At 67.5% G+C, this 13246-nt stretch carries 10 protein-coding genes; 5 read left to right on the top strand and 5 right to left on the bottom strand.

Annotated elements, in window-relative coordinates; translation table 11 throughout:
* Positions 1-2: 2 nt before the first annotated feature.
* The 4 genes from QM672_RS13665 to QM672_RS13650 all read left to right on the top strand — a co-directional run bounded on the left by QM672_RS13665 (position 3) and on the right by QM672_RS13650 (position 3974).
* On the top strand, positions 3-968 hold the full coding sequence (locus QM672_RS13665; RefSeq protein WP_311937968.1) for an ABC transporter substrate-binding protein: 966 nt from the start codon (positions 3-5) through the stop codon (positions 966-968).
* A 96-nt stretch (positions 969-1064) separates the two neighbouring features.
* Complete coding sequence (locus tag QM672_RS13660) at positions 1065-2045, top strand: ABC transporter substrate-binding protein (protein WP_311937966.1); 981 nt, start codon at positions 1065-1067, stop codon at positions 2043-2045.
* Positions 2046-2227: 182 nt separating this feature from the next.
* Positions 2228-3169, top strand: coding sequence for an ABC transporter permease (locus tag QM672_RS13655; RefSeq protein WP_367625486.1), 942 nt, complete (start codon positions 2228-2230; stop codon positions 3167-3169).
* 10 nt (positions 3170-3179) lie between these two features.
* Complete coding sequence (locus QM672_RS13650; protein WP_311937962.1) at positions 3180-3974, top strand: ABC transporter ATP-binding protein; 795 nt, start codon at positions 3180-3182, stop codon at positions 3972-3974.
* Between the two features lie 9 nt (positions 3975-3983).
* Here QM672_RS13650 and QM672_RS13645 read toward each other — a convergent pair whose 3' ends face one another.
* Positions 3984-4961 carry a quinone oxidoreductase family protein gene (locus QM672_RS13645; protein WP_415083170.1) on the bottom strand — a complete coding sequence of 326 codons (978 nt, stop codon included), beginning with the start codon at positions 4959-4961 and terminating at the stop codon, positions 3984-3986.
* Between the two features lie 97 nt (positions 4962-5058).
* Between QM672_RS13645 and QM672_RS13640 the strand changes: the two genes are divergently transcribed.
* A complete protein-coding gene (locus QM672_RS13640; RefSeq protein WP_311937958.1) occupies positions 5059-5445 on the top strand; it encodes a helix-turn-helix domain-containing protein in 387 nt (128 codons plus the stop codon).
* A 212-nt stretch (positions 5446-5657) separates the two neighbouring features.
* On the opposite strand, the gene addA is transcribed toward QM672_RS13640, so the two are convergent.
* From addA to QM672_RS13620, 4 genes are read right to left on the bottom strand one after another with little or no spacing between them, the layout of a single operon-like run.
* A complete protein-coding gene (addA, locus tag QM672_RS13635; protein ID WP_415083168.1) occupies positions 5658-9101 on the bottom strand; it encodes a double-strand break repair helicase AddA in 3444 nt (1147 codons plus the stop codon).
* Entirely contained in the window at positions 9098-12208 is a 3111-nt protein-coding gene (gene addB, locus QM672_RS13630; protein WP_415083166.1) for a double-strand break repair protein AddB, read from the bottom strand. The genes addA and addB overlap by 4 nt, the downstream gene beginning before the upstream one ends.
* Before the next feature lie 43 nt (positions 12209-12251).
* A complete protein-coding gene (locus tag QM672_RS13625) occupies positions 12252-12539 on the bottom strand; it encodes a type II toxin-antitoxin system RelE/ParE family toxin (protein ID WP_149253385.1) in 288 nt (95 codons plus the stop codon).
* Positions 12540-12542: 3 nt separating this feature from the next.
* The gene (locus tag QM672_RS13620) at positions 12543-13013 is read right to left on the bottom strand and encodes a hypothetical protein (protein ID WP_367625481.1); all 471 of its coding nucleotides are present in this window, start codon (positions 13011-13013) and stop codon (positions 12543-12545) included.
* Between the last annotated feature and the right edge of the window lie 233 nt (positions 13014-13246).

The following is a 13246-nucleotide window of genomic DNA, read 5'->3' as shown; positions in this document are numbered from 1 at the left end:
ACATGCGTATCAATCGTTTGACACTCGTAGCCGGCGTGGCACTCGCCCTCCTCGGCAGCGTCGCCTTTGCTGCCGACAAGAAGACCGTGGCCGTCACCTCGATCGTCGAGCATCCGGCCCTCAATGCCGCCCGTGACGGTGTCAAGAAGGCGCTGGAGGATGCCGGCTACAAGGATGGCGATACCCTCAACTTCCAGTTCGAGACGGCGCAGGGCAGCCCGGCGACTGCCGCGCAGATCGCACAGAAATATGTCGGCGAGAAAGCGGACGTGATCGTCGGCATCGCCACGCCGTCGGCCCAGGCCGCCTTGGCCGCCACCAAGGACATTCCGATCGTGTTCACCGCCGTGACCGATCCCGTCGCCGCCCAGCTCGTCAAGGATCCGGCCAAGCCCGAGGGCAACGTCACCGGTGTGACCGATGCGACCCCGATGCCCGACCAGCTCAAGCTGATCCAGGCGATCGCCCCCAACGCCAAGAAGATCGGCTTCATCTACAATCCGGGCGAGGCCAATTCGGTCGTGCAGCTCGAGAATATGAAAAAGGCAACCGCCGCCCTCGGCTTCGAGACGATCGAGGCACCGGCCACCAAGTCGGCCGATGTCGGCGCCGCGGCGCAGAGCCTGATCGGCAAGGCCGACGCCATCTTCGTGCCCACCGACAATCTCGTGGTCTCGGCCCTGGAAGCGGTGATCACGGTCGGTACAGAAAACAAGATCCCCGTCTTCTCCGGTGACACCAACGGCGTCGAGCGCGGCGCGGTGGCTTCCATCGGCGTCGACTATTTCAAGTCCGGCGTCCTGGCCGGCGAGATGGTGGTGCGTATCCTCAAGGGCGAAAAGCCCAGCGCCATTCCCGTCGCCGTTCCCTCCGCCACCGACCTCTTCCTCAACCAGAAGACCGCCGGTCCGATGGGTGTGACGCTGCCTGCCGATCTGGTCGCCAAGGCCAAGACGGTCGTCAAGTGACTGCCGTCAAGTAATCCGGATCCGTATAACCGGAAAAGCGGCCGCGCCACGCGCGGCCGCCCTCGTAAGATCAACCCATTCCGAGCACGCCGCGCCATGATCCCCCTCCGCTCCCTCGGCCTTGCCGCCGCTCTTCTCGCCAGCCTGGCCCAAGGCAGCCTGATCCAGGCGGCCGCTGCCGCGGACAAGCCCGTGGTCGCCATCACCGCCATTGTCGAGCATCCCTCGCTCAACGCCATCCGCGAGGGCGTGAAGGCCGGCCTCAAGGACAAGGGTTACGCCGAGGGTGAGGCCATCACCGTCCTCTACGAATCCGCCCAGGGCAACCCGGCGACAGCAGCCCAGATCGCCCAGAAATTCGTCGGAGAGGCCCCGGCCGTGATCGTGCCGATCACCACGCCCTCCTCCCAGGCCGTCGCCGCGGCGACCAAGGACATCCCCGTCGTCTTCGCCGCGGTCACCGATCCGCTCGGCGCTCAATTGATCAAGGCCCTCGACAAGCCCGGTGGCAACATCACCGGCGTCAGCGACTTTCCGCCGGCTGCCGGCCAGCTCGACCTCATCAAGGAAGTCCTGCCCAAGGCCAAAGTCGTGGGCGTCGTTTACAATTCCGGCGAGGTCAACAGCCTGTCGGTGATCGAGGCCCTGCGCAAGCTGGCGGGTGAACGCGGCTTCGAGATCCTGCCCTCGCCGGCCACCAAATCCTCCGACGTTGGTTCGGCTGCCCAGAATCTGGTGGGCAAGGCCGATGCGATCTACATCCCTAACGACAATCTGGTGGTGTCGGCGCTGGAATCGGTGCTGCAGGTCGGCTTCGACAGCCGCCTTCCGGTGTTCGCCAGCGATCCCGACAGCGTCGGACGCGGCGCGGTCGCCGCCCTCGGCCTCGACCAGTTCGAGATCGGCCGCCAGGCCGGCCATGTCGCGGCCCGTATCCTCAAGGGCGAGAAACCGGGCGACATCCCGGTCGAGAACTCCAAGGGCGTCAGCCTGGTCGTCAACTCCAAGGCAGCCGAGAAGATGGGAGCGCCCCTGCCGCAAGCCGTATTGGCTCGTGCCAAGGACGTCGCAAAGTAGTATCCGCGGGCGGTAGTGATTGACTCATGCATCATTGCGAGCGTAGCGAAGCAATCCACACATCCGCGTACAACGCATTCCGGTCCTGGATTGCTTCGCTACGCTCGCAATGACGCCCGATCGGTCGAGCACCAGGGCCGTCGCAATTCACCCGTGACCCGCTATTCCGTTGGGATTGATGCATGAGCCTTTTCGCTTTTATCGGTTCGATTGAAATCGGCCTGATCTATGCGCTGATCGCGCTGGGCGTGTTTTTGTCGTTCCGGGTGCTCGACTTTCCCGACCTGACGGTTGACGGTTCCTACCCCCTGGGCGCCGCGACGGCCGCCGCCGCCATCGTCGCCGGCCTCGATCCCTTCTCGGCCACGGCGCTCGCCATCGTCGCCGGCGCCTTGGCCGGGGCGATGACGGCCTGGCTCAACATCCGCTTCCGCATCCTGCAATTGCTGGCCAGCATCCTGACCATGACGGCGCTCTACTCGATCAATCTGCGCATCATGGGCAAGCCCAACGTTCCCCTGCTCAACCAGGAGACTTTGGTAACCTGGACGCGCGACCATCTGACGGCGATCCTGGGCTGGGCTCCGCCCTCCTATCAGCTCAAGGTCTGGATGCTCGGCGTGATCGTGCTGGTCGTCTGGGCGCTGCTCAGCTGGTTTCTCAATTCCGAATTCGGCCTCGCCATGCGGGCGACCGGCGCCAATCCGCGCATGGCGCGGGCGCAGGGCGTCTCCACCCAGCTGCACAATTATGTCGGCATGGCGATCTCCAACGCCCTCGTCGCCCTCGCCGGCGCCCTGTTCGCCCAGACCAGCGGCTTTGCCGACATCACGCTCGGCACCGGCACCATCGTCGGCGGCCTCGCTGCGGTGATCCTCGGCGAAACCCTGTTCCGTACCCGCTCGATCGCCTGGCTGCTGGTCGCCTGCATCGTCGGCGCCATCCTCTATCGCCTCGCCATCGCGCTGGCGCTCAATTCCGAGTGGTCGCGCACCATCGGGCTCAATTCGAGCGATCAGAACCTGGTGACCTCGGTGCTGGTCGGCCTGGCGCTGATCCTGCCGAGCCAGTTCCCCCGCCTGCGCGCGATCTTCTCGCCCGCGCCGAAATCAGCGTCCAAGTAAGGAGGCGGCGATGATCGAGATCAAGGACATCCACGTCACCTTCGGCCGCGGAACGCCGCTGGAAAACCGGGCGCTGCGGGGACTTTCGCTGACCATCCCGACCGGCCAGTTCGTCACCGTGATCGGCTCCAACGGCGCCGGCAAATCCACGCTGCTCAACGTCCTGAGCGGCGATGCCCAGGCCGAGCGCGGCCGCATCGTCATCGAGGGCGTCGACGTGCAGCGCTGGCCGACGCCGCGCCGCGCCAGCTTGATCGCACGCGTGTTCCAGGATCCGATGGCCGGCACCTGCGAGAGGCTGTCGATCGAGGAGAACATGGCACTCGCCTTCGCGCGTGGCCGCTCGCGCGGTCTCGGCGCTTCGCTGAGCGGAAGCCGCCGCGCGGTGTTCCGCGACAAGCTTTCCGTGCTCGGCCTCGGCCTGGAAAATCGCCTCGGCGATTCCATGGGCCTGCTCTCCGGCGGTCAGCGTCAGGCTGTCAGCCTCTTGATGGCGACGCTGACAGGCATGAAGATCCTGCTCCTCGACGAGCATACGGCGGCGCTCGATCCGCGCACCGCCGACTTCGTGCTGGAACTCACCCGCAAGATCGTCGAGGAACAGCAGCTCACCGCGCTGATGGTGACCCATTCGATGCGCCACGCGCTCGATTACGGTACCCGCACGGTGATGCTGCATGAAGGCCAGGTCGCCTTCGATCTCGACGCCGAGCATCGCAAGGGCCTCGATGTCCCAGATCTGCTGAAACTGTTCAGCAAGGTACGCGGCGAACAGCTCGACGACGACAGCCTGCTGCTGGGCTGAGGCTCGCCCTCAGGGGATCAGGACAACCTTCCCCATACTCCGGCGCGACTGCACGCTCTCATGCGCCTCGGCGGCCTGGGCCAGCGGGAAGCGGCCACCGATCGTGACCTCGAGCGAGCCCGCCGCGGCCTGGGCGAAGAGGTCGCCGAGATCGGCACGCAGCGTATCGGGCGCCAGCAGGGGCAGCAGGGCGAAACCTTTCACGGATTGGTTGCGTCCGAGCAGGGCTTCGATCTCCGGCCGGCCGAGTTCGAACCGTCCCATGGCTGTGCAGACGAGTTCGCCGCTTGGAGCGAGCGCTTCCAGGCAGGCACCGGTCTGCGCCCCGCCGACAAGGTCATAGACGATGTCGACGCCACCTCCCTGCGTCGCCGCCAGCACCTGGTCGACCCAGCCGGCGCTGCGATAATCGACGCCGGCATCGGCACCGAGGGATCGGGCAAGATCGAGCTTCTCCGGCGAACCGGCGGCAGCGATCACCTGCCGCGCACCAGCATTGCGGGCGAGTTGGACGAGCAGCGATCCCACCCCGCCGGTCGCGGCGTTGACCAGGATCGACTTGCCCCGTGGCGGGCTGCGGCGAAGAAGGTGCAGGGCCGTCAATCCCTGCACCATCAGGGCGGTTGCCGCCTCGAACGACAAGTCTTCGGGAAGCGGCACCAGCGAGGCGGCGTCGGCCAGGGCGAACTGCGCATAGCCGCCGGCCCGGCCCATGGCGAAGAGCGGCGCGGCCACGCGCGTACCGGGCGCCGGCCCCGCAGCGCTCGGGCCGAGGGCCTCGACGACGCCAGCCACCTCGACACCCATCACCATCGGCAGTCCGGGTGTCACGGCATAGCGATCCTGGCGCATCAGCACCTCGAAATAGTTCACGCCCGCTGCCTGCATGCGGATCAGCGCCTCGCCCTTGCCAGGAGCGGGGACGGACAGTTCGACGGGCTCGAGGACGTCGGGAGCGCCGAAGCGGCTCAAACGAATGGCTTGCATGGGATCACCGGATGCTGGTCTCGAATGCCCCGGTTCTGTGCTATTCTCCTTCTCGTCTCTACACACTCTTTCGTGCCATACAGACCCGAAGGTAACCATGACGGAGCTGATCAAGCGCCTGCCTATGCTGCCGGTCGAGCGGGCCCTCAAGGTGATCTCGGGCCGCTGGAAGGCGGTGATCCTCTATTACCTGTTGGACAGCCCCAAGCGCCTTTCTGAGCTGAAGCGGCTGGTGCCCGAGATCAGCCAGAAGGTGCTGATCCAGCAATTGCGCGAGATGGAAGAGCACGGCCTCGTCCATCGCGAGATCTTCCGGCAGGTTCCGCCGCGCGTCGACTATTCGGCGACCCCGCTCGGCCAGAGCCTCGAACCGGTGCTGCTGGCCCTGTGCGACTGGGGCCAGCGACACGCCGCCGAACTCGACGAGCTCGACCAGACACGCGATTGCATCATCAGGCCGGTGAGGGAGGTAGGAGCGGCTTAGATGGAGCCTCTCCCCTCGTCCGGCTGCCGCCACCCAAGGCACTTCCATAGGAAAGTGCCGGGTCCCGCAAGAGGAGAAGGGAGCTTATTGGGCTCTGGATGCGGCACCTTAAGACCCTCCGGTTGAACTCGACTTGAACCACCCGAGTCCCTTCTCCCCTTGCGGGAGAAGGTGGCGGCAGCCGGATGAGGGGTATCGCACCGCGTATGGAATCACCCCACAATCACCTGCACGGCCTCTTCCAGCCGCTCTGCCGGCAATTCCGAGATCGCGGCCGTCGCGGTCCAGACCAGGGCGACCCGCACCTCCTTGCCCGGATAGAGCCGCAGCATCAGGTGCCGGTAGAGCCCGAGCTGGCCGAGATAGGCCTGCGGCACCGCGTCGAGCCCCCGCGGCGGCTGGCGGTTGGTCTTGAAGTCGACGATCCAGACCGTGTCCGACCCGACGGCCAGTCGGTCGATCCGCCCGGACACGGCATAGTCGGCCCGGCCCGGCCTGATGATGCGGCCTGCAAGGGCAACCTCGGCGCGGCTACCGGGTGCAAAGAGCGGTGCGAGATCAGGCAGGGCCAGCACCGCCAGGGCCTCCTCGGCCCAGGCCTGGTGGTCCTCCGGCCATTGCGCTGCCGCCCGGCCGAGGAAGGCGAGGGCCTGGTCGCGACGTACCGACGCCTCGATATCGGGCAGATATTGCAGCAAAGCGTGGATCAGCGCCCCACGCCGCAGGGTGCGGGGATCGGCCGGCAAGGCTCCCGCCACCCCGGCCAACTCTTCGGGATGCTCCGTCTCGGACGGGCTGAGAGCGACCTCCTCGGCCCGCTCCGCCACCGCCTTCTGGCGCAGCCAGGCCGGGGCCGGTACCGCCGCTTCCTCATCCCTTGCCGGCCGGCCTTCGACCGCACGCCGCGGCGTCGGCTCATAAACCAGCCTCTCACCTTCGCCATCGGGTTCGATCCTGGCGCCCGCCGCACGCAGGGCCTCGGCGATCATGTCGTACCAGTTGCCCGGCCGCCGCGCGGTGGCGCCCTCGAAGCCGGCAATGACCAGCCGGTCCTCGGCCCGCGTCAGGGCGACATAGAGCAGGCGGCGGTGCTCGGCCTCGTTCTCGGCCCGGATCGCATCGCGGGCGGCGGCGACCGGCGCCGGGTCCGCAGTCTTGCTGGGCGACCAGACCGGGATCTCGCTACCCGCAGGCTTTCCCGGCGCCTGCAGGAAAAACAGCTTGGGATCGTGCCGGCCGTCCGGCGCGCTGCAGGTGTCGGCCAGGATGACAACGCGCGCCTCCAACCCCTTTGAACCATGCACCGTCATCACGCGCACTTCGCCGCGCGCCACGTCCATGTCGCGCTTGATCTCGGCCTTGGCCTCGGCGAGCCAGGCGAGGAAGCCCTGCAGGCTGGCCGTGTTGGCCCGCTCATAATCGCCGGCCACGCGCAGGAATTCGTCCAGCGCATCGGCGGCCTCCGCGCCGAAGCGGGCGAGCATGATGCGCCGGCCGCCATCACGCGCCAGGATGTCGGCGAAAAAGGCGAAGGGCGTCTTGCCGGCCGCCTCCGCGCGCCAGGCCGCGAGGCGGCCAAAGGCGGCGGCGAAGCGCTCATCCTCCCGCGACGCTTCGCCCAGGGCGGTCCAGAGCGTGCCCTTGCGGCCCGGCGCCAGGCGGATGAGATCCTCGTCGTCGAGCCCGATCAGCGGGGTCTTGAGCACCGTCGCCAGTGTCAGGTCGTCGGCCGGCAGCAGCACGAAACGGGCGAGCGCCATCAGGTCCATCACGGCGATATGGTCCGTCAGCACGATGCGGTCGGCGCCGGCCACCGGCACGCCGGCGAATTTCAGGGCGCGTATCACCGCCTCGAACAGGGCGTTGCGGCTGCGCACCAGCACCATGACGTCGCCGGCATCGTAGCTCGCGCCCGTTGCGGGATCGCCTTCGCGGATCAGGCTCGCGACCTCGGCGGCGATCTTGCGGGCCAGCCGTACCACCGGGCTGGTGACGGGCGTCTCGTCGAACGGCGCGTCCCAGGCGGTGATCTCGGCCGCCGGTTGCGGCTTTTCCACCGGCCAGACCTCGACGCGGCCGGGATCGAGGGCCCGCACGGTCTCATGCACGGTGGCGACGTCGTCCGAAGACAGGCCGCGGCGATTGTCGGCGGCGGCGAAGACATGGTCGACCGCCCTGAGGATGTCGGGCGTCGAGCGGAAGGACTGCTTGAGCTCGATCGCCTCGAAACGCTCCTCGGCTTCATCCACCTTGCGTCGGAAATGGCTGCGCATGCGGGCGAATTCCGCCGGCGCGGCGCCCTGGAACGAGAAGATCGACTGCTTCTCGTCTCCCACCGCGAAGATGGTGCGCCGTTCGCTGCGCGCGCCTGTGACAGAGGTGAGCTCTTCTGCCAGTTTGGCGATGATATGCCATTGGGCAGGGCTGGTATCCTGAGCCTCGTCGACCAGGATATGGTCGATGCCGCGATCGAGCTTGTAGTGTACCCATGCTGATTCAGCCCTACCAAGAAGCTCGGCTGTTTTCTGCACGAGATCGTCGAAATCGAGCGCCGCCCGCATGACTTTGCCGGCTTTGTAGCGACCGAGCAGGGCGGCAGCGACAGTGATCAGCGCCTCGCTGCGCTCATAGGCCGAGGCCGCCTTGCGCCGCAGCAGCAGCCCGGCGATGCGCTCCAGCTCGGCAAGGAGCTGCTCGGCATAGGCGGGGTAGTCCTTGGCGAAATCCTTGACCAGGAAGGCATTGGCCGAGCGCGCCTCGCCGGCACCGGTGAGGTAGATAGCGCGCCAGGCCTCGGCACGCCGTGCCGGCGCCGCCGCGATGGCAGCGCCGAGCCTGTCGGCCAGATCGAGGATGCGCTTGCCGTCATAGTCCCGCATAGCGGCCTCGATCGCCGCCCATTCGCTGAAGGGGATCGAGGCCTCGTCGATCTCGGCCTCGATCGCGGCGACGCTTTCGCCCTCCGCCAGTTCGAGCAGGCCGCGCAACTGGTCGAGGGCGTCCGCGGCGCCCTTCTCGCCCAGGAAGGGACGCAGCGCTTCGCGCTCGAAGGTGATCTCGGCGAGCAGCCCGTCGAAGGCGCCCTCGCCGGTATCCTCCAGGAGGCGCGCCATAGCGCGGCCGAGCCCGCCTTCGGGATGCGCGTTCGCCTCCAGGATCAGGCTGGTGCGGGCCGTGTCGAGCAATTCGCGCGCGGCCCTGTCGTCCAGCACCGAGAACTGTGCGGGGACATTGGCCTCGAAGGGGAAGAGGTGCAGCACACGCTCGCAGAAGGCATGGATGGTGAGGATCTTCAGGCCGCCGGGCGTCTCGATCGCCGCCGCGAAGAGCTGGCGTGCGCGCTTGAGGCCGGCTGCGTCAGGTTTGAAGCCGGTGATGCCCTCGATCGCGGCGACCAGCTTGCCCTCCTCCTCGACGGCCCATTGGCCGAGCGTGGCGAAGATGCGGTTCTGCATGTTCGCTGCGGCGGCCTTGGTGAAGGTGAGGCAGAGGATGGCGGAGGCATCGACCCCGGCGAGCAAAAGGCGGATGACACGCCGCGTCAGCACGGTGGTCTTGCCCGATCCGGCATTGGCCGACACCCAGGCCGACAGCGAGGGGTCGGAGGCCAGGCGCTGGTTGTGAACCGTATCGGCGGAAGGCTTGCGCGGGGTCATGCTTCCTCCGCGCTGACGGACCATTCGCGCACCCGGGCGAGATGGTCGTAATCGCCATAGCGCCGCCCCTTGAACATCGGGTGCAGCAGCGAGGCGTAGGGCGTCTCCTCATTCTCGAAGCGGTCGATCAACGCCTTGAGCCGTTCGAGGCTCTGCAGGGCGACCTCGATCGGCGTGGTATCCTTGAAGATCAGCGGTTTCTCGCTCGGCCCCTTGACGCCGCCGGCAAGATGCACGATGGCGGGATCGCCCAACGCCTGAGGCGCCGGCATGCCGCTGAACCCAGCCTCGAGCAGCATCGCCATTTCCAGCGCCAATTGCGGCGCGAGCCCCGTCTCGACCTGCCTGGCGGTCGGGGCTTGGCCGGTCTTGAAGTCGAGGATGGCGACCCGGCCATCGGCAGCGACTTCGATGCGGTCGGCGCGGGCGGACAAGGTGAAGGATCTCTCGGCCAGGGTCGGCCAGGCGAGCTTGCCGGGAATTTCGCTGAGCACGCGGGCAAGGCGTGGCCGGCGCTCGCGCTCCCATTCCACCAGGAATTCGGCGATGGCCGCAAAGCGCGGCCGCCAGAAGGCCAGGACCTCGGGAAAATCGGCGAGGGGGACGAAGAGCTCCTCGCCTACAGCCATCATCAGCGCGAGGGCATCCGGCGGCACGCCATCGGCGCACAGGGCGGCGAAACGCTCGAGCGCGCCATGGATCAGCGTGCCTCTTTCAGCCGCTCCGGGCGGCATGGCGATCTCGTCCAGCGGTTCGAGCTTGAGGATGTGGCGGGCGTAGATCGTATAGGGATCGCGCACGAGGTGCTCGATCTGGGTGACCGACAGGCGGGTCGGACGCAGGGCGAGAGGCGGAGTCGGCTTGGGCGCGCCGAGCACGGGTGGCGGCCCTTCCGCCGCATCGAGCTGGCGCGCGAGGGCGCAATAATGCTCGCCCTGCCTGCGCATGGCGTCGAAGGCTGGGCCCAGGAAGGCCCCGAGCCGCTGCAGCCAGCGCGACGGCACGCTGGGCGAACCGCCGCGCTTGAGCGAGCGCGTGATCACCACGTCGCCATAGCCGAGCGCCTGCTCGAAGTCGTGCGCGGCAAGGCCGATACGCTTTTCCGGCGGCGAGAGGCCGATCGCCGCCCGCATCGGCCGGTTCAGCCAGGGATCTGTCTTGACGTCGGGCGGCCAGACGCTCTCGTCGAGCCCCGCCAGCACCAGCCGGTCGACCGGCAGCAGGCGGGCTTCCAGCAAGCCGTAGATGGCGATGCGCGGATGCTTGGGGTCGCCGCCCCGCACCGAGCGCCCGGCGATCAGAGCCGCGAACAGGCCGGGATATTCATGCGCCGGCAAGGCAAGGGCCTCGGGGGTGATGGTGCCGAGATCGTCGAGGAAGCCCGCAAGCGCCTCTCCCGCCTCGCCTTCCCCGAGCGCATCGGTTTCGCCAGGCGCCGCTTCCCCCAGCGCCTCGACGGCGGTGCGATGTGCGGCAAAGAAGCTGGCGGCCGGCAGGGGATCGGACTGGCGCAGCAACGCCGCGAAGGGTTCGAGCCTGACCACCAGGGCCTCGATCACGGCCTCCGCCCCAGCCCAATCCTCCTCGCCGAGGGCCAGCCGGGCGGGCGGGCAATGGGGATCGCCGAGCGAGGCCTTGCCGAGCGCCAGGGCTGCCGCGAGGCCGGCCGGACCGCCGGCCGGCCTGGGACCGCGCAAGGCGCCGATCTCCAGTGCCGTCACCGCCCGCTCCAGATCCGCACGGGGCAGGCCAAGGCGCGCGAGCGGATGCTTGAGCAGGGACAGCAGGGTGACGGGATCGAAATCATGCAGCGCGGCGTCGAGCACCAGGCGCGCAAACAGGCCGGGCGGGGTTTGCGTCAGCGGCTGGCCGGCGCTGTCATCGGCCTCGATGCCCCAGCGGCCGAGTTCGGTGACCACGCGCTCGGCAAGCTGGCGGTTCGGCGTCACCAGGGCCGCCTTGCGGCCAGGCACCGTCAGGGCTTCGCGCAACACCAGGGCAGCCGCCAGGGCTTCCTCGCCCTCATGCGCCGCTTCGATCAGGGCGATACCGGCAAAGGCCTCGGCCACCGCCACGGGATCGGCATGGTGCTGGCCGGTCCACAGATCCGTGGTCTCGGCCGGCCGCAAGGCCTGCGACACCAGGGCCGCACGCAGCGCCAGGGGCGCGGGCGTCGAGGCGAGTTCGGTGACACTGGCGCGTTCTGCGCCGATATCGGCCAGCAAGGCGGCAAGCCCGGCCTGGGGATGGCCGGGAGCTCCCTCGCCCTTGCCGATGGCGTTCCAACCGATGGCATCGAGGTCGAGATCGAGCCCCGGCAGGACGACGGCGCCCCGGGGATGGGCGGCAACCGCCTTGATGAGGTCGCGGGTGGCCGGGATGGAGCCGGTCGAACCGGCCACGATCACCGGGCCCGTCTTGGGGCGCTCGGCAAGCCTGGCGGCCTCGCGCTCCATGCGGGCATTGCGCAGCAGCACGGCGTCGCTGCGGCGGATCTCCTTGAGATGCTCGGGCCAATGCAGGGTGGCGATCTCGAGGAAGCGCAGCGTGATGTCCCAATATTTGTCATAGAGCCCGGCATGGCTCTCGCCGAGATTGAGGATTGCCTCCGGCGGCACCCGGTCGATTTGCAGGCCATCCAGGAAATTGCCGAGTTCGGCCGCGAGCCCCGCCGCATCGCCGGGCGAAGAGGGAATCAGCAACGGCTCGGCGCCCGCTTCACCCGGAATAGGCAGAAGGGCCTGCTTCAGCGCCGCGCTCCATTGCAGGATCAGGCGCGTGAGGGCGATCTGGCGGTCGAGCCCCGCAACGGGTTCGGGCAGGTCGTCGCTGGCGTCGGCGAAGGCGACCTCGTCGTCATCGATCTCGCCAAGCGCCTTCAGATTGGGCAGCAGCGCGGCCTCGCTCCCCAGCCTGTCGAGGAAGATGCCGCGCAAGGCGCGGATGGCGCGGCGGGTCGGCAGATAGAGCGTGGCGCTCGCCAGCGCGAGCGGGTCCCCGCGCGGCGCGAAGCCCGGTACCAGCCTTCCATCCAGCAGGGCGTCGACCAGCGTTTCCAGGAAAGGCGAGCCAGGGGCGATGGTCAGGAGATTCGGGCGATACGCCATGGGGCAGAGATAAACAGCGCGATCGCCGCGATGACAAGAGGTGTCAGGCTTCAGCTTCCGGAGGCCACTGTTGCGCACCATGCAGGATACGTATCAGTTCCACGTCCTCACCCAGGCTGTAGACGATCACGAAGGGCGTTCGAGGGACCACAAGTTCCCGCGTCCCGGTCACACGCCCGACACGGCCCATGCGCGGATGATCGACGAGGACCTGTACGTGATGCTCGATGCGGCTCAGTTGTTGCTCTGCGCTCCTCGGGCTTTCCAGTGCAATGTAGCCGATCGCCCGCTCGACATCCGCAAGCGCGCTTTCGCGCCAAACGATTCGCATCGTTCAGCCCGCCTTGCGCTTGAGAGTCTCGCGGAGTGAGCCGAGGCGCTTCGCCAGGTCATCTTCAGCCACCAGAGGATTCGTTCCCTCTGTTATGGCATTCATCGCATCTTGGACTTGGCTGCGGAACCAGCGATCATGCTCGATGACCGCCTGCTGCCGCTTCAACCGCTCCGAGGCATCCGGGCGCCGGCGCCCGCTTTCGTCGGGGCGATAATCCTGCGCATCGACGTCGAAACAGTCCATGCCCAGTTCGCTGCGCACGAAGCCGATGGCGCTGTCGGCATGGCGCCACAGGCGCATGCGCCGCGATTTCTGGCCCGCGACGGCGCGCTCGGCATTGCCGTAGCGTACCAACACACCCCAGCCGCCCGGTCGCCCCAGCACGGTCGCTCCGCGCAAAGCGCGCGCCGCCACCAGTTCCTTCACGGCCTTGCTGTCGATGAGATCGGGTGTCTTGGCGGGCTTATCCATGCCTGACTTTCATTCAATGATTTCCGGAAGCTTATTATATAAACTTCCGGATGCAGGACAATCGCGATTGTGGAGCCGCCGCCTCCGAATGCTGGAGGATTGTCGGCCTTACCCGGGTGCACGGGCATCCTGCCCGTTCTTCTTCTCCCGTGAATGTTGCGTTTCCAAGAACGGGCAGGATGCCCGTGCACCCTGTGTAGTTAGACTGTGTCAGGATTGGTGCGGGCGAGAGA

This window comes from Labrys sp. (in: a-proteobacteria) (genome assembly GCF_047605565.1).
Classification (GTDB): Bacteria; Pseudomonadota; Alphaproteobacteria; order Rhizobiales; family Labraceae; genus Labrys; species Labrys neptuniae.
The sequence above is the reverse complement of the archived record's forward strand: the minus strand, read 5'-3'. Positions and strand labels throughout refer to the sequence as shown.

Coding starts and splice junctions, on each gene's coding strand:
- addA (WP_415083168.1), bottom strand. CDS start 9,101: ATGACCCCGCGCAAGCCTTCCGCCGATACGGTTCACAACCAGCGCCTG.
- addB (WP_415083166.1), bottom strand. CDS start 12,208: ATGGCGTATCGCCCGAATCTCCTGACCATCGCCCCTGGCTCGCCTTTC.
- QM672_RS13645 (WP_415083170.1), bottom strand. CDS start 4,961: ATGCAAGCCATTCGTTTGAGCCGCTTCGGCGCTCCCGACGTCCTCGAG.
- QM672_RS13620 (WP_367625481.1), bottom strand. CDS start 13,013: ATGGATAAGCCCGCCAAGACACCCGATCTCATCGACAGCAAGGCCGTG.
- QM672_RS13640 (WP_311937958.1), top strand. CDS start 5,059: ATGACGGAGCTGATCAAGCGCCTGCCTATGCTGCCGGTCGAGCGGGCC.
- QM672_RS13660 (WP_311937966.1), top strand. CDS start 1,065: ATGATCCCCCTCCGCTCCCTCGGCCTTGCCGCCGCTCTTCTCGCCAGC.
- QM672_RS13625 (WP_149253385.1), bottom strand. CDS start 12,539: ATGCGAATCGTTTGGCGCGAAAGCGCGCTTGCGGATGTCGAGCGGGCG.
- QM672_RS13650 (WP_311937962.1), top strand. CDS start 3,180: ATGATCGAGATCAAGGACATCCACGTCACCTTCGGCCGCGGAACGCCG.
- QM672_RS13655 (WP_367625486.1), top strand. CDS start 2,228: ATGAGCCTTTTCGCTTTTATCGGTTCGATTGAAATCGGCCTGATCTAT.
- QM672_RS13665 (WP_311937968.1), top strand. CDS start 3: ATGCGTATCAATCGTTTGACACTCGTAGCCGGCGTGGCACTCGCCCTC.